15 protein-coding genes are annotated in these 15,248 nt (G+C 70.1%); 10 read left to right on the top strand and 5 right to left on the bottom strand.

Annotated elements, in window-relative coordinates:
* Positions 1-43: 43 nt before the first annotated feature.
* The 5 genes from OG194_RS18165 (at position 44) to tsaE (ending at position 5,676) form a co-directional block, all read left to right on the top strand.
* A complete protein-coding gene (locus OG194_RS18165; RefSeq protein WP_327401898.1) occupies positions 44-1,480 on the top strand; it encodes an NAD(P)H-hydrate dehydratase in 1,437 nt (478 codons plus the stop codon).
* 241 nt (positions 1,481-1,721) lie between these two features.
* Positions 1,722-2,621 carry a L,D-transpeptidase family protein gene (locus tag OG194_RS18160; RefSeq protein WP_327401897.1) on the top strand — a complete coding sequence of 300 codons (900 nt, stop codon included), beginning with the start codon at positions 1,722-1,724 and terminating at the stop codon, positions 2,619-2,621.
* Positions 2,622-2,676: 55 nt separating this feature from the next.
* Entirely contained in the window at positions 2,677-3,954 is a 1,278-nt protein-coding gene (alr, locus tag OG194_RS18155) for an alanine racemase (protein WP_327401896.1), read from the top strand.
* Complete coding sequence (locus OG194_RS18150) at positions 3,951-5,189, top strand: alpha/beta fold hydrolase (RefSeq protein WP_327401895.1); 1,239 nt, start codon at positions 3,951-3,953, stop codon at positions 5,187-5,189. Before alr ends, OG194_RS18150 begins: the two co-directional genes overlap by 4 nt.
* Complete coding sequence (gene tsaE, locus OG194_RS18145) at positions 5,155-5,676, top strand: tRNA (adenosine(37)-N6)-threonylcarbamoyltransferase complex ATPase subunit type 1 TsaE (protein WP_327401894.1); 522 nt, start codon at positions 5,155-5,157, stop codon at positions 5,674-5,676. Before OG194_RS18150 ends, tsaE begins: the two co-directional genes overlap by 35 nt.
* Positions 5,677-6,090: 414 nt before the next feature.
* Here the strand turns inward: tsaE and OG194_RS18140 are convergent, their stop codons facing one another.
* The gene (locus OG194_RS18140) at positions 6,091-6,651 is read right to left on the bottom strand and encodes a hypothetical protein (protein WP_327401893.1); all 561 of its coding nucleotides are present in this window, start codon (positions 6,649-6,651) and stop codon (positions 6,091-6,093) included.
* Positions 6,652-6,809: 158 nt separating this feature from the next.
* Here OG194_RS18140 and tsaB point away from each other — a divergent pair, with 158 nt between their 5' ends.
* The 5 genes from tsaB (at position 6,810) to OG194_RS18115 (ending at position 9,627) form a co-directional block, all read left to right on the top strand.
* Entirely contained in the window at positions 6,810-7,463 is a 654-nt protein-coding gene (tsaB, locus tag OG194_RS18135; RefSeq protein ID WP_327401892.1) for a tRNA (adenosine(37)-N6)-threonylcarbamoyltransferase complex dimerization subunit type 1 TsaB, read from the top strand.
* 29 nt (positions 7,464-7,492) lie between these two features.
* Positions 7,493-8,035, top strand: a complete 543-nt coding sequence (gene rimI / locus OG194_RS18130) for a ribosomal protein S18-alanine N-acetyltransferase (protein WP_442811796.1) — start codon at positions 7,493-7,495, stop codon at positions 8,033-8,035.
* Positions 8,028-9,134, top strand: coding sequence for a tRNA (adenosine(37)-N6)-threonylcarbamoyltransferase complex transferase subunit TsaD (gene tsaD / locus OG194_RS18125; protein WP_327401890.1), 1,107 nt, complete (start codon positions 8,028-8,030; stop codon positions 9,132-9,134). The genes rimI and tsaD overlap by 8 nt, the downstream gene beginning before the upstream one ends.
* A 14-nt stretch (positions 9,135-9,148) precedes the next feature.
* Complete coding sequence (locus OG194_RS18120) at positions 9,149-9,388, top strand: hypothetical protein (RefSeq protein WP_327407123.1); 240 nt, start codon at positions 9,149-9,151, stop codon at positions 9,386-9,388.
* A gap of 62 nt (positions 9,389-9,450) precedes the next feature.
* A complete protein-coding gene (locus OG194_RS18115) occupies positions 9,451-9,627 on the top strand; it encodes a hypothetical protein (RefSeq protein ID WP_327401889.1) in 177 nt (58 codons plus the stop codon).
* Between the two features lie 22 nt (positions 9,628-9,649).
* Here OG194_RS18115 and OG194_RS18110 read toward each other — a convergent pair whose 3' ends face one another.
* From OG194_RS18110 to OG194_RS18095, 4 genes are read right to left on the bottom strand one after another with little or no spacing between them, the layout of a single operon-like run.
* Positions 9,650-11,974, bottom strand: coding sequence for a glycoside hydrolase family 3 N-terminal domain-containing protein (locus OG194_RS18110; RefSeq protein ID WP_327401888.1), 2,325 nt, complete (start codon positions 11,972-11,974; stop codon positions 9,650-9,652).
* Positions 11,975-11,998: 24 nt separating this feature from the next.
* Entirely contained in the window at positions 11,999-12,898 is a 900-nt protein-coding gene (locus OG194_RS18105; RefSeq protein WP_442811585.1) for a carbohydrate ABC transporter permease, read from the bottom strand.
* Between the two features lie 4 nt (positions 12,899-12,902).
* Entirely contained in the window at positions 12,903-13,793 is an 891-nt protein-coding gene (locus OG194_RS18100; RefSeq protein ID WP_442811795.1) for a carbohydrate ABC transporter permease, read from the bottom strand.
* Positions 13,794-13,825: 32 nt separating this feature from the next.
* A complete protein-coding gene (locus OG194_RS18095; protein WP_327401886.1) occupies positions 13,826-15,154 on the bottom strand; it encodes an ABC transporter substrate-binding protein in 1,329 nt (442 codons plus the stop codon).
* Between the last annotated feature and the right edge of the window lie 94 nt (positions 15,155-15,248).

Below are 15,248 nucleotides of genomic sequence, written 5' to 3'. Positions count from 1 at the left end.
GTGCGGGTGCGGACGCGGTCGCATCCGGGGCAGACTCGAACGTATGCGTACTGCGTACAGCGTGGAGACGGTAAGGGCCGCCGAGCGACGGCTGATGGCGCGGGTTCCGGAGGGTGCGCTCATGCAGCGGGCCGCCGCTGGACTGGCCGTTGTCTGTGCTCAGTTGTCGGGGCGGGTCTACGGCAGTCGGGTCGTACTGCTGGTGGGGAGCGGGGACAACGGGGGCGATGCCCTGTACGCGGGGGCTCGGCTCGCGCGGCGGGGGGCCGGGGTGGTGGCCGTGCTGCTCGCGCCCGAGCGGGCTCATGCGGGTGGGCTCGCGGCGTTGCTGCGGGCGGGTGGGCGGACCGTCGCACCCGGTGATGCCGAGGAACTGCTCCTCCGTGCCGATCTTGTCCTTGACGGGATCGTCGGGATCGGAGGGCGGGGTGGGTTGCGGCCCGATGCCGCGCGGCTGGCGGGGCTTGCCTCGGAGGCTCGGGGGATTGTCGTCGCCGTCGATCTGCCCAGTGGGGTCGATGCGGACAGCGGTGAGGTGCGGGGGGCCGCCGTGCGGGCCGATGTCACCGTCACCTTTGGGACGCACAAGCCTGGGTTGTTGATCGATCCCGCGCGGGAGTACGCCGGCGCCGTGCGGCTTGTTGATATCGGGCTGGGGGGTGAACTGCCTGACGAGCCCGAGTTGGAGGCTCTGCAACATGCGGATGTGGCGCGGTTGTTGCCCGTGCCGGGGGCGGAGAGTGACAAGTACCGGCGGGGGGTCGTGGGGATCGCCGCCGGGTCCGGGCGGTATCCGGGGGCTGCCGTGCTCGCTGTTGCGGGGGCCTTGCGGGGTGGGGCGGGGGCCGTGCGGTATGTCGGGCCGGCTTCTGATGCGGTGATCGCTCGGTTTCCTGAGGTGTTGGTGTCGGAGGGTGGGCCGCTCAAGGCCGGGCGGGTGCAGGCCTGGGTGGTGGGGCCCGGGGGTGGTGATGACGCCTCGACTGTGACTGATGTGGTGACCGCTGATGTGCCTGTGCTCATTGATGCGGACGGGCTGCGGTTGGTCGATGCGGGTGCTGTGCGGGGGCGTCGGGCGCCGACGTTGATGACTCCTCATGCGGGCGAGGCGGCTGCGTTGCTGGGGGTTCCTCGGGGAGAGGTCGAGGGGGCTCGGCTGGAATCCGTGCGGGAGTTGGCCGGGCGGTATGGGGCGACCGTGTTGCTCAAGGGGTCGACCACGCTTGTCGCCGACTCGGGGGGTGGGGCTGTGCGGGTCAATTCGACGGGGACGGGGTGGCTGGCTACGGCGGGGAGCGGGGACGTGTTGTCGGGGCTCTGCGGGTCGTTGCTGGCGGCGGGGTTGTCGGCGTTCGACGCGGGGAGCGTGGGGGCGTATCTGCATGGGTTGGCGGGGAGGCTGGCTGCGGACGGGGCGCCGGTGGGGGCGCATGATGTGGCCGAGGCGGTTCGGGTTGCCTGGCGGGATGTGCGGGACTGATTTCTCTCGCCCCCGCCGCCCCTACCCGTCCCATCCCCAGAGGCTGCCGCCCCTTCCGCCCCGTCTGGGGGCTGCGCCCCCAGACCCCGCTTCGGCCTGAACGGCCTCGTCCTCAAACGCCGGACGGGCTGACAGTGAACGCTCGTCAATCCGGACGGGCTGGTAGTGAGCGCTCGGCAATAAGGGTGACCCCTCCGCGCGGCACCCGTCTCCCGTCGTACCGCCACGTTTCTCTGATCGCATGATCAGTACACGAATCGCGCACAGAAGTATCGCGGTGCTGCTCACCGCGGTGATCGCTCTCCCCGTCGGGGCCGGTAGTGCCTGGGCGGACGGGCCGGTGCCGCCGGCGGCGGGGCCGGGGGAGACCGAGTTGGTGCCGGGGGTGCCGCCGGGGCCGTATCAGCCGTGGCAGATCGATACGCCGGATCAGGCGCTTCCGCCGAAGGTGTACACGCCTACCGCCGAAGAAGACCGGGTCGAGCCGCGGGACGCTGCCGTGGGAACCTACGCGCTCGTCGAGTACGTGCCGATCGAGGACGCCGTCGCCAAGGTGAGCTGTAGCAAGCAGACCGGGCCGTACCAGCGGGGCGTCGAACGGTGGCTGAAGCTCAAGGTGGACGGGAAGCAGTCGGGCGGCGACTGCAAGGCCATCCGGGCCTTTCAGAAGAAGCAGGGCATCAAGCCCGCCATCGGGTTTGCCGGGCCTGTGACGTGGGCTCGTATGCAGCTCATCGGCGCCAAGAAGAATCCGAACGCCGCCCGGAAATGCCCCGTCCGCTCCTACCGCGTCGCCTGTGTCGATCTCGATCGGCAGCTCACCTGGGTGCAGAAGGGGAAGAAGGTCGTCTTCGGGCCTGTGCCCATGCGCAGTGGGCGGACCGGGCATGTGACCCGGGGCGGTTGGCACAAGATCTACTGGAAGCACAAGAACCACTGGTCGACGCTCTACAACAGCCCTATGCCGTATGCCCAGTTCTTCGACGGCGGCATCGCCTTCCACGCCGTCTACGGGAGCATCTACACCACCGTCGGCTCCTGGGGCTGCGTCAATCTGCGGCTGGCCGACGCACGCAAGCTCTGGGGTGTCCTCAAGAAGGGCGACCGTGTCTATGTGTGGGGGCACCGGCCCGCGAACTAGGGAACGAGGAGGGCTCAGAGGGGGTGTCAGTCCCCTCTGAGACACTGGGGGTGCCATGAATGAGACAGCGACACAGCCCACCGCACCGTTGCGCGCCCGCGCCGAGATCGATCTGGGCGCCCTGCGGGCCAATGTGCGGACCCTGCGCGCCCTCGCGCCGGGCGCGGCCCTCATGGCCGTGGTGAAGTCCGACGCCTACGGCCATGGGGCGGTGCCGTGTGCGCGTGCCGCTGTGGAAGCGGGAGCCGCCTGGCTCGGTACCGCCACGCCCGAGGAAGCGCTTGACCTGCGGGCTCGCGCCGGGCTGCCCGACGGCGTGCGGATCATGTGCTGGCTGTGGACCCCGGGCGGGCCCTGGCGGGAGGCCATCGAGGCCGACCTCGATGTGTCGGTGAGCGGGATGTGGGCCCTGGAGGAGGTCGTCGCGGCCGCTCGTGCTGTCGGGCTTCCCGCGCGCGTGCAGCTCAAGGCCGATACGGGGCTGGGTCGTAATGGGTGTCAGCCTGGCGATGACTGGGCCGAGCTCGTCGGGGGTGCTCTCCGCGCGGAGGCCGACGGGCTTCTCCGTATCACCGGGCTCTGGTCCCATCTCGCCTGCGCCGACGAACCGGGGCATCCCTCCATCGATGCCCAACTCGCCCTCTTCCGCGAGATGGTGGCGTACGCGGAGGAGCGTGGGGTGCGGGCTGAAGTGCGGCACATCGCCAACTCGCCTGCCACGCTCACCCGTTCCGACGCGCACTTCGATCTCGTCCGGACCGGCATCGCCGTCTACGGCATCTCGCCCAGCCCCGAGATGGGGTCCTCGGCCGACTTCGGGCTGCGGCCGGTGATGTCCCTGAAGGCGTCCGTCGCGCTCGTGAAGCAGGTGCCCGGTGGGCACGGGATCAGTTATGGACATCACTACGTCACCCCGGGCGTGACCACCCTCGGACTCATCCCCGTCGGGTACGCGGACGGCATCCCGCGGCACGCCTCCGGTACGGGTCCCGTGCTCGTCGGCGGGAAGTGGCGGACGGTCGCGGGACGGGTCGCCATGGACCAGTTCGTCGTGGACCTGGGCGGGGACGAGCTGGAGGCCGGGGCGGAGGCGATCCTGTTCGGTGCCGGTGACCATGGTGAGCCCACCGCCGAGGACTGGGCGCAGGCCGCCGGAACCATCGCGTACGAGATCGTGACCCGCATCGGAACACGCGTTCCCCGCGTCTACGTCAATGAGGTCGTCGGTGAGGGCGGTTCCGGGGGTGGCCCCAAGGTCGTCCCCGAGGTCATTCCCGGGTATGAGGGAGACGACGTAGCGCAGGGTCTTGACGTGAAGAGGAGCGGCACGTGAGCGAGAGCAGTGCGGAGGCGGTTGCCGCGGTCGCCTCCGCCGCCGCGGGGGCGGGCGGGAACTGGCGGAAGGTCACCGGAATCGCGGGCGCCGCGATAGGTGTGATCGCCGCCGGGGCCGCGGCCGGTGTCGCCATAGAGCGGATGACCGTCGGGCGTGGGATGCGCGAGCGGGCCCGGCTGGCGCTCGACTCCACCGGGCCGTACGGCTCGCTGCGCGGCACCCCGGGCACGGCACAGGCCGACGACGGCACCGAGCTGTACTACGAGGTCGACGACATCGAGCCGGAGGTCTCCGTCACGCCCAAGCGGCGACGGCTCTTCGGACGGAAGGCACCGGCCCCCGTCACCGTCGTCTTCAGTCACGGGTACTGCCTGAACCAGGACTCCTGGCACTTCCAGCGGGCCGCCCTGCGCGGGGTCGTGCGGACCGTCCACTGGGACCAGCGCAGCCACGGGCGTTCCGCGCGCGGGGTGGCGCAGCTGGAGGACGACATGCCGCTCACCATCGACCAGTTGGGGCGCGACCTGAAGGCCGTGATCGACGCGGCCGTGCCCGAGGGGCCGATCGTGCTCGTCGGGCACTCCATGGGCGGCATGACGGTGATGGCGCTCGCCGACCAGTACCCCGACCTGATCCGCGACCGGGTCGTCGCCACGGCCTTCGTTGGTACGTCCTCCGGGCGGCTCGGCGAGGTCAACTTCGGGCTGCCCGTCGCCGGGGTCAACGCCGTGCGGCGGGTGCTGCCCGGCGTGCTGAAGGCGCTCGGGCAGCAGGCCGCGCTGGTGGAGCGCGGGCGGCGGGCCACCGCCGATCTGTTCGCCGGGATCATCAAGCGGTACTCGTTCGCTTCGCGGGACGTCGATCCGGCGGTCGCGCGGTTCGCCGAGCGGATGATCGAGGGCACGCCCATCGATGTCGTAGCCGAGTTCTATCCGGCCTTCACCGATCACGACAAGACGGCCGCCCTCACCCACTTCAAGGACATGCCGGTGCTCGTGCTCGCCGGGATCGGCGATCTCGTCACACCCAGTGAGCACAGCGAGGCCATCGCCGACCTGCTGCCGGACGCCGAGCTGGTGCTCGTGCCGGACGCCGGGCACCTGGTCATGCTGGAGCACCCGGAGGTCGTCACCGACCGCCTCGCCGACCTGCTCACCCGCGCGGGTGCCGTGCCGGCAGGGGCTACCGTAAGCGGCTATGGAAGCACCAGCAGCACCGCACAACGCGGCTGAGCCCCTGTCCGTCTCCCTCACCGTCAACTCCCCCGAGCAGATGCGGGAGTTGGGGCTTCGCCTCGCCAAACTGCTGCGCGCGGGCGACCTCGTGATGCTCACGGGTGAGCTGGGCGCCGGCAAGACGACACTCACCCGGGGGCTGGGGGAGGGGCTCGGGGTGCGGGGGGCGGTCACCTCGCCGACCTTCGTGATCGCCCGTGTGCATCCCTCGCTCGGCGACGGGCCGCCGCTTGTCCACGTCGACGCGTATCGCCTGGGCGGCGGGCTCGACGACATGGAGGACCTCGACCTCGATGTGTCGTTGCCCGAGTCCGTGATCGTCGTGGAGTGGGGTGAGGGGAAGGTCGAGGAGTTGACCGACGACCGGTTGTCGCTCGTGATCCACCGGGCCGTCGGGGATACGACCGACGAGGTACGGCATGTGACCGTCACCGGGCTCGGTGCGCGGTGGGCCGCGGTTGAACTGGGCGTGCTCGGGGGCTGACCGGGGGGTGCGGGGGGTGTGGGTTCCGACAAGGTGTCGGCAAGATGTTGCGTTCCGGGTCTCGCGCGTGGTCACATGGTATCCAGTTCGTAGTTAGGTCTACCTAACTACGCCTGCCCCCGGCTCCCAGGAGGCGTCCGTGTCGGCTTCAGAGAACCAGTGCGAGTGGGCGCGGCCGTATGCGGTTGGCGGGGTGTCCATGCGGGAGTTGTTGGCGGCGGGGGCTGCGGCGAAGGTGATTTCCACGCCACCTCCGGCGCCGGAGCCGGTGGACGTGCCGGGCGAGCAGCGTCAGCGTAAAGCGGCGTAGTCGTTCGGCTGCCGGTCGGTGGGGGCTGGGCGCGCCCCGCGGCGGAGCCGCATATCGATACAGCCCCGCGCCCCTAGGGGGTTGCGCTGCCCCAGTTGAATTGCCTAGCGGATTACCACGATCGACTGCCCGATCGTCGCGAACTCCCACATGGCCGCGCCGTCCTCGGACGACTCGCGGATGCCGCCCGACTTGGTCGTGGGGTCGGGGGCGTCCGTCGCGCCGCTGACCGCCGCGCTGAAGCCGATGGCGACGTTGTCCGCGTTGGTGAAGCGGACCACGTGCTGGATGGGGGTGCCGTCGGTGCCGGTGATGGCGTTCGAGCGGGAGGTGACCGGATAGGTGCCCGTGGGCGGGTCCACCGTGCCGGGGGTGACCTTGAACGTGCGGTTGACCTTGTTGTTCTCGGCCACCAGCCACACCCGGTCGTCGTCCACCGAGTACACGACCCGCTCGCCCTTGCCGGACCCGGCGGGCAGCGCGGCGGGGTTCTTCTTGTCGCGCGGGGCCTTCGAGGTGGCGACCGCCGCGGGTGAGGCGCTCGCGCGGGCCTTGTCCGCCAGCCCGGGCGGGACGGTCGCCGATGCCTGATAGGCGAGGAAACCGACCGTGGCGACGGCCGCCACGGTGAGCCCGGCCACGATTCCCGAGCTGCTGCCGGCCATCGGCGCCCACCTCCGCGTCTCTACGTCTACGTCCTGTGACGGTGCCCCGTACGGACCCGTACGTCCCGTAAGTCCGGTGACCCTAGGTGACCGTAGCAGCCGGGGCCGGGCCGACCGGGGCGGCCGTGCTCGCGGCGCCGGAGCCGTAGGCTGTTTGCGTGCTCTTGCTCGCTCTGGATACCGCCACCCCCGCCGTCACCGTCGCCCTGCACGACGGCGAGGCCGTCATCGCCTCGTCGAGTCAGGTGGACGCGCGCCGCCACGGTGAGCTGCTGCTCCCGGCCGTCGACCACGTGCTCGCCGACGCGGGGCTCACGCTCGACGCCGTCACGGGAATCGTCGTGGGCATCGGCCCCGGCCCCTACACCGGGCTGCGCGTCGGCCTGATGACCGCCGACACCTTCGGGCTCGCCCTAGGCGTGCCCGTGCACGGTGTGTGCACGCTGGACGGCCTCGCCTACGCCGCCGACCTCGACGGCCCCTTCGTCGTCGCCACGGACGCGCGGCGCAAGGAGGTGTACTGGGCGCGCTACTCCGACTCTCGTACGAGGGTGACCGACCCGGCCGTGGACCGGCCCGCCGACATCGCCGACCAGGTGGCCGGACTGCCCGCCGTCGGCGCCGGTGCGCTGCTCTACCCGGACACCTTCCCGTCCGCCCACGAGCCGGAGCACGTGTCCGCCGCCGCGCTCGCCTCGCTGGCCGTGGAGAGACTCGCGGCGGGCGTCGAACTGCCCGCGCCCCGGCCGCTGTACCTGCGCCGTCCCGACGCCCAGGTGCCCAAGAACTACAAGGTGGTCACCCCCAAGTGACCGAATCCCTGAGCCCTCGGCTGCGCGAGATGCGCTGGTGGGACATCGATCCCGTGCTGGAACTGGAGAAGGACCTCTTCCCCGAGGACGCCTGGTCCCGGGGCATGTTCTGGTCCGAACTGGCCCATGCGCGGGGCGCCGAGGCGACCCGGCGGTACCTGGTGGCCGAGGTGGACGGTGCGGAGACCGAGAGCGGCGTGCGGGTCATCGGCTACGCGGGTCTCGCCACCGCCGGCACCGCGTCCGACAGCGACTCCGCCGTGGGGGCCGACATCCAGACCATCGCCGTCGCCCGCGACCACTGGGGCACCGGCCTCGGCTCCACCCTCCTGACCGAACTCCTCACCGCGGCAAGCGAGTTCGAGTGCGCCGAGGTCATGCTCGAATGCCGCGTCGACAACGTCCGCGCGCAGAAGCTGTACGAGCGCTTCGGCTTCGCCCCGATCGGTTTCCGGCGCGGTTACTACCAGCCGGGCAATGTCGACGCCCTGGTGATGCGCCTGACCACAGATCCCGACAGCAGCTCCGCTGCGGGGTCAACTTCCGTACAAGGAACCGAGATCCATGACTGACTCACGCGACGAGCCCCTCGTCCTGGGCATCGAGACCTCCTGCGACGAGACCGGCGTCGGCATCGTCCGCGGCACCACCCTGCTGGCGGACGCGGTCGCGTCCAGCGTCGACGAGCACGCCCGCTTCGGCGGGGTCGTACCGGAGGTGGCGTCCCGCGCCCACCTGGAGGCGATGGTCCCGACGATCCAGCGCGCGCTGAAGGACGCGGGCGTGAGCGCCCGTGACCTCGACGGCATCGCGGTCACTGCGGGCCCCGGCCTGGCCGGCGCCCTGCTGGTCGGCGTCTCGGCGGCCAAGGCGTACGCCTACGCGCTCGGCAAGCCGCTCTACGGCGTGAACCACCTCGCCTCCCACATCTGCGTGGACCAGCTGGAGCACGGCCCGTTGCCGGAACCGACGATGGCGCTGCTGGTGTCCGGCGGCCACTCCTCCCTGCTCCTCTCCTCGGACATCACCTCGGACGTACGGCCGCTGGGCGCGACGATCGACGACGCGGCGGGCGAGGCCTTCGACAAGATCGCCCGCGTCCTGAACCTCGGCTTCCCGGGCGGGCCGGTCATCGACCGGTACGCCAAGGAGGGCGACCCCACGGCGATCACGTTCCCGCGCGGCCTGACCGGCCCGCGCGACCCGGCGTACGACTTCTCCTTCTCCGGGCTGAAGACCTCGGTGGCCCGCTGGATCGAGGCGAAGAGGGCGGCGGGGGAGGACGTGCCGGTGCGCGATGTCTCGGCGTCCTTCCAGGAGGCCGTCGTCGACGTCCTCACCCGCAAGGCCGTACGCGCCTGCAAGGACGAGGGCGTCGACCACCTGATGATCGGCGGCGGCGTCGCCGCCAACTCCCGCCTGCGCGCGCTGGCGGCGGAACGCTGCGAGGCCGCCGGCATCCGCCTCCGCGTCCCGCGCCCGAAGCTGTGCACGGACAACGGGGCGATGGTCGCCGCACTGGGTGCGGAGATGGTCGCGCGGAACCGGGTCCCCTCGGACTGGGACCTGTCCGCGGACTCCTCCCTCCCGGTGACGGACCCGCATGTCCCCGGCCACTCCCATGATCACGACCACGTGCACGAGGTCAGCAAGGAGAACCTGTACTCGTGACGACGGTCGCGTTGATGTGGGAGGCCCGGGCGGTCCCGGGCCGGGGCGAGGAACTCCTCGCCTGGGCCCGGGAGCAGCGGCTTCCGGCCGAGCCCCTGCGCCGGGAGTTCCTGCGCGCGCCCCAGGACCGGGTGCTCGTCATCACGTGGTGGGACGCGGAGTACGATACGGAGTTGCCCGAACTGCCCGAGCCTGAGGGGGAGTTGGCCATGCGGGCGGTGCATCGCTGGCGGTTCGAGTCGGTGGGCGGGTAACAAGGGTTCCGCCCCCAGCGCCTCCGTCGCGCATCACCCAACAGGCCGTCGGGAGGCTCTTCTTGAAGCGTGTGGTCCTGTCCTTCGGTTTCGTGGCCCTGGCCATGACGGTCACGTCCCTCATCACCGAGCACACGCTGCCGCCGTTGTTGGAGGTCGTGACGTTCCTGGTCGTGGCGTTCGCGGCGCTCGGCGTGGGGACCCTGATACAGGCAGGCCGACGCAAGGCCGGCAGATAGCGCCTGAGGACGGCCGGCGGCGTCACTCACCGAGGCCGACCTCGCACCGCAGCCGCCGCTCCGCCCCCACCACCCGCACGGGACCCGTCAGCGTCAGCCGCGTCGTGTGCCGCACCTCCGCGCTGGAAACCCCCAACCTCAGCTCCAGTACGCCCGGTTCGACCACCCGGCGGCCCGAGCGGTCCGTGAACGCGGACAGGTCGGCGTGGAAGTGGAAGGTCACGCGCGTCGCCTCGCCGGGGGCCAACTCCAGTCGTTGGTAAGCGATCAGGCGGACATCCGGGCGGGTCACCGAGGCGACCGGGTCGTGGAGGTAGAGCTGGACGATCTCCGTGCCGGTGCGGTCGCCGGTGTTGCGGACGGTGAGGGGCAGGTCGTAGGAGCCGTCCGTGTCGATCTCCACCTCCCTCTTCAACTCCCTTTCCAACTCCCTTGATTCGGCGGGCTCCCACGCGAACGTCGTGTACGAGCGGCCGTGGCCGAAGGGGTACAGCGGGGTCGGGTCCAGGCTGCTGACCTCGTCGGCCAGGCCCAGCGGAGGCTGGAGGTACGTCCACGGCTGGCCGCCCGGTGCGTGCGGGACACTCACCGGGAGGCGGCCGGACGGGTTGACGCGGCCCGACAGCACTCCCGCCACTGCCGGGCCGCCTTCCTCCCCAGGGAAGAACGCCTGGACCACCGCGCCCAGTCGGCCGTGCCAGCGGCCCAGGGCGTAGGGGCGGCCGGTCAGCAGGACCAGGACGACCGGGACGCCCGTCGATACCAGTGCGTCCAGCAAGTCGGCTTGTATGCCGGGTAGTCGGAGGTCCCCCACATCGCAGCCCTCGCCCGACGTGCCCCGTCCGAACAGGCCCGCGCGGTCGCCGAGCACCGCCACGCACACGTCCGCCTCCGCCGTCCGCGCCACCGCCTCCTCGAAACCGGAGGTGTCCGGGCCGGAGACGTCACACCCCTCGGCGAACGTCACCTTGGAGTCCGGGAGTTCGGCCCGCAGCGAGTCCAGCACCGTGGGGATGTCGATGCCCATCGGCACCTCGGGGTGGTGCGTACCCACGTGGGACGGGAAGGAGTAGCACCCGAGCATGGCGAGAGCGTCCGCCGCCCGCGGGCCGACCACGGCGATGCGCGCGTCCGCCACCAGCGGCAGCAGACCGTCCGGGTTGTCCAGCAACACCACTGACTCTTCGGCCAGTTGGCGGGCCAGGGCGCGGTTCGCCGGTGAGTCCAGGTCGATCCGCCCGGTCGGCTCCGGGGACCAGTCCTCGTCCAAGAGCCCCAACTCGGCCTTCTGCAACAGCACTCGACGCGCCGCCCGGTCCACGAGCGCCTCCGGGATGCCCCCCGCCCGCACCGCCTCGACCAGCGGTTTCCCGTAGCACTTCAACGTCGGGAGTTCTACGTCGATGCCCGCCTCCAGCGCTGCCCGCGCCGCCTGGGCCGGGCTGCCGGCCACCCGGTGGAGCGTCTCCAGGAAGCCGATGCCGAAGTAGTCGGCGACCACCGTTCCCGTGAACCCCCAGTCCTCGCGCAGGAGTTGGGTCAGCAGCGCGGGGTCCGCCGACGCAGGGACGCCGTCGGTCTCGTTGTACGCGGCCATCACCGAGCGCGCCCCGCCCTCCCGCAGCGCCATCTCGAAGGGGGGAAGAGTGACGTCCGCGAACTCCCGTACCCCCGCCCGCACCGGCGCCAGATTCCGCGCCCCCACCGAGGACGCGTACCCGGCGAAGTGCTTCAGCGTCGCGACGACCCCGGCCGACTCCAGCCCCCGCACATACGCCGTACCGATGGTCCCCACCAGGTACGGGTCCTCGCCGATCGTCTCCTCCACCCGGCCCCAGCGCGGATCCCGTACGACGTCCAGGACCGGGGCGAGACCCTGGTGAACGCCGGCCGCGCGCAGGTCCGCGCCGATGTGCCGGGCCATCTCCTCGACCAGCCCCGGGTCGAAGCTCGCGCCCCACGCCAACGGCACCGGGTACGCCGTCGCACCCCACGCGGTGAACCCCGCCAGGCACTCCTCATGGGCGACCGCCGGGATGCCGAAACGCCCCGCCGCCGCGATCCGGCGCTGCGCGCGGGCCAGCGCCTGCGCGCCCAACTCCGGGTCCACCGGCGCCGTACCGAAGGAACGGGTGAGCTGGCCGAGACCCCGGGTGATCAGCTCGTCCCAGTCGTAGTCCGAGGTCATCTCCCGCTGGAGCGGGGCGACTCCGTCGCCGTCGGTGGCGGCGCCGACCCAGACGCCGTAGAGCTGGGCGGTCTTCTCCTCCAGGGTCATCCGGGCGAGCAGGTCGTCGACGCGGGCGGCGGCGGGCAGGGCGGGGTCGCGCCAGGGGGCGGTGGTCATGAAACTCCTGTCAGAGAAAGGGGGTTACTTTCCGCCCACGCCCATCAGGCCGCCGACCAGGGCGCGCCGGGCCACCAGGTAGACGGCGAAGATCGGGATGCCGGAGAGGACGACCGAGGCGAGCAGGGCGGGGATGTTCACGCCGAACTGGCTGACGTAGTTGAAGAGTCCGAGCGTGAGGACCCTCGGTCCGTCGGACTGGGTGAAGATCAGCGGGAAGAGGAAACCGTTCCAGGCCTGGAGCGCCGCGTAGATGACGACCGTGCTGATCCCGCCCTTGGTCATCGGGATGACCAGCTGGAACAGCATCCGCGTCGCCGACGCGCCGTCGAGCGCCATCGCCTCGTACAGGTCCTCCGAGATGTCCCGCAGCGTGCCGGTCAGGATCAGCGTGGAGACCGGCATCGCGAAGGCCGCCGTAGGGAGGATCACCGCCAACAGGCTGTCGTACAGGTCGAGTTTGGCGATCATCAGGTACAGGGGGACCACGACTGCCTGTGCCGGGATCGCGACTCCCATCAGGAACAGGCGGAAGGCCCCGGTCGACCAGACCGTCCTCGTGCGTACGGCCACGTAGGCGAGCGGCACGCACAGCACGAGCACGATGCCTACGACCGCAGCCGCGACCAGTGCCGTGTTCGCGAGGAAGTGGCCGAAGCCGTTGTGCAGAACGGTGTTGTAGTTGGCGAAGGTCGGATCGGTGGGCGGTTTCAGGGCGTTGTTGCCCAGCGCCTTGTCCTGGCGGGTGAGGGACGCCGAGATCATCGCGTAGATCGGGATGATGACGACCGCGAGCCAGAGGAGGGAGCCGAGGCCGGCGACGGGGTTGGGGCGCTTGGTCCAGTGCCGGCGTCGTCGAGTTCGCGCGGGTTCCACCGGTTCCTCCGCCGTCTTCACCGGACGCGGCAACGTGTCGTGTGACACTCCGTCACATCCCTTCGCGGGTACTGCGCATGGCGCCGAAGCCGGTGAGCCTGACCAGGACGAGGGACAGCGCGGTGGCGATGACGACCAGGAAGGTCGCGATCGCGCTCGCGTAGCCGAAGTCGTAGCTCTTGAAGCCGGCTTCGTACATCAGGTACGGCAGGATCGCCGTGTCCGTGCCGGGGCCGCCCTGGGTGAGGATCAGGACGGTCTCGAAGTAGGTGAGCGAGCCGACGATCATCAGCACGCTGGAGGTCGTCGCCGTGTTCCGGAGCTGAGGCAACGTGATCGAGAAGAACTGCCGGTAGCGCCCGGCGCCGTCAATTGCCGCCGCCTGATAGAGCACTTCGGGAATCTGCCGGGCCCCACCCTGATAGATCAACGTGTGGAAGGGGATGAACTGCCACCCCCCGACAAACACGATCGCGAGAAACGCACCGCTCGTCGACCCGAGCGTGTCCTGGTGGATCACGCCGAAGTTGGGGTCGAGGAGCGCGTAGAAGAGCAACGCGATGGCGGTGGAGGACAGCAGGAACGGCACGAAGAAGATCGCGGAGAGGATCGCCCGGTTGCGCTGCCGCCCGGCCGCCCAGACACCGAGGAGGAGAGACACGACGGTTTGGAAGGCCCAGCTCGTCACGGTCAACAGCACGGTGACGGTGAGGGATTGGGTCAGCCGATCGTCACGCAGCAACTTGTCCCAGTTGGCAAGCCCGACGGGCTTAGGGTCGCCCAGCCCGTTCCACGTGGTGAAGGAGAGATACACGGCGAGAACCATGGGCGCGACGGCGAAGAACACGAAGAACAAAACCCCGGGCACAGCCCAAACGGCATGGGGCGCAGCGCCCCCATAGGGGCGCGGGGAACTGCGCGACCAGCCACGACGCGCCGGCACCCGACGAACCACCCCACCCGCGGAGCGCTCGCTCACTTCAACCCCTTGAGCGCCGACACGAACTCCGCCGGCGAACTCTTCCCCACAAACAGCTTGTTGATCTCGGTGAGCATCGGCGTGGACACATCCGGATCCACCGCCTGGTCCCAGCTCAACGTGAACGCGGGTGCCTGCTGCACCATCTGGTACTGGAACTTCGCGAACTCCGGGTTGGGCGAGGAGTCCAGCAACTTCTCCGCGTTGGAGGTGGTCGGAATATCCCCGTTGGCGACCAGTTCCTTCGCGTACGCCTCCGACGCACAGTCACGGAGGAACGCGATCGCCGCATCCTTGTTACCCGTACGGGCGTTCACGGACCAGTAGTTGGTGGGGTTCCCGACCACGTTACGGATATCACCGGCGCCGCCCTCGTACTTCGGGAACGCGAACCACCCCAGGTTGTTCTTCGCGAAGTCGGGAAACTTCCCGAGTTGCGTCGAGTACTCCCACGACCCCATCAGATGCATCGCCGCCTTGCCCTTGGCGAACACCGCGGGCGCACCCCCGTTGACGTACGACACAGAGCTGAACCCCTTGCCGAACGCCCCGTCGTCGATGAGCTGCTTGACCGTCTCGGCGGCCTTGAGGACGGCCGGGTCGCCCCAACCGGACGCGTCACCGTTCTTGATCTTGTCGAAGACCTCGGGCCCGCCGATCCGGTCGACCAGGTACTCCAGCCACATCAACTCGGGCCAGATGTCGGCCCCGCCGAGCGCGAACGGCGTGATGTCCGCTGCCTTGAGCTTCTTGTTGATGTCGAGCAACTCGGCCCAGGTGGTGGGCGGTTGGAGCTTGTGCGCGGCGAAGACGGTCTTGTTGTAGAAGAGGATCACCGGCTGCATGCCGCGCATCGGTATGCCGTAGTTCTTGCCCTTGAGCGCACCCGCCGCGAGCACCGACGGCAGGAACCCGTCCTTGAGGACCGGGTCGCTCTTGATGGTGTCGGTGAGGTCGACGAGCTGGTTCGCCTCCTGGTACGCCTTGATCGAGCCGCCGCCCCAGTTGAAGAAGACGTCCGGCGCGTTCGGTGAGCCCATCGCGGTGCGCAGCTTGGCCGGGTAGTCGGTGCCAGGCACCTTCTCCAGCTTGATCTTGCCCTTGGCCTTCTTCGCCGCCGCCGACGCGTTGAACCGGGTGACGGCCTTGACCTGCACTTTCGCCGCGTCGTCGCCGTAGGTGAAGGCGGTGACCGTGCTGCTGTCGCCGGTGCTGTCACTGGAGCCGCAGGCCGTGAGCCCGGTGGTGAGCAGGGTGGTGGCACCGGCGCCGAGCACCCAGCGCCTGCTGAACGTACGCCCGCCGTTGGACGTGTTGGGCTCCATGGACAGCACCTCTCGTGCGAATGTTTCGAGCCGTTCTACGAATGTTCCGGGAACGTAAGGCGCGCTGGGGGGTTCGTCAAGAGGTCGCGCAGGG

Origin of the sequence: Streptomyces sp. NBC_01288 (assembly GCF_035982055.1) — a bacterium.
In the GTDB taxonomy this organism is placed as follows: domain Bacteria; phylum Actinomycetota; class Actinomycetes; order Streptomycetales; family Streptomycetaceae; genus Streptomyces.
The sequence above is the reverse complement of the archived record's forward strand: the minus strand, read 5'-3'. Positions and strand labels throughout refer to the sequence as shown.

What these genes read in the sequence shown, in the direction of transcription:
- OG194_RS18165 (WP_327401898.1), top strand. Translation starts at nt 44, where the DNA reads ATGCGTACTGCGTACAGCGTGGAGACGGTAAGGGCCGCCGAGCGACGG.
- OG194_RS18160 (WP_327401897.1), top strand. Translation starts at nt 1,722, where the DNA reads ATGATCAGTACACGAATCGCGCACAGAAGTATCGCGGTGCTGCTCACC.
- alr (WP_327401896.1), top strand. Translation starts at nt 2,677, where the DNA reads ATGAATGAGACAGCGACACAGCCCACCGCACCGTTGCGCGCCCGCGCC.
- tsaE (WP_327401894.1), top strand. Translation starts at nt 5,155, where the DNA reads ATGGAAGCACCAGCAGCACCGCACAACGCGGCTGAGCCCCTGTCCGTC.
- OG194_RS18140 (WP_327401893.1), bottom strand. Translation starts at nt 6,651, where the DNA reads ATGGCCGGCAGCAGCTCGGGAATCGTGGCCGGGCTCACCGTGGCGGCC.
- rimI (WP_442811796.1), top strand. Translation starts at nt 7,493, where the DNA reads ATGCGCTGGTGGGACATCGATCCCGTGCTGGAACTGGAGAAGGACCTC.
- tsaD (WP_327401890.1), top strand. Translation starts at nt 8,028, where the DNA reads ATGACTGACTCACGCGACGAGCCCCTCGTCCTGGGCATCGAGACCTCC.
- OG194_RS18120 (WP_327407123.1), top strand. Translation starts at nt 9,149, where the DNA reads ATGTGGGAGGCCCGGGCGGTCCCGGGCCGGGGCGAGGAACTCCTCGCC.
- OG194_RS18110 (WP_327401888.1), bottom strand. Translation starts at nt 11,974, where the DNA reads ATGACCACCGCCCCCTGGCGCGACCCCGCCCTGCCCGCCGCCGCCCGC.
- OG194_RS18095 (WP_327401886.1), bottom strand. Translation starts at nt 15,154, where the DNA reads ATGGAGCCCAACACGTCCAACGGCGGGCGTACGTTCAGCAGGCGCTGG.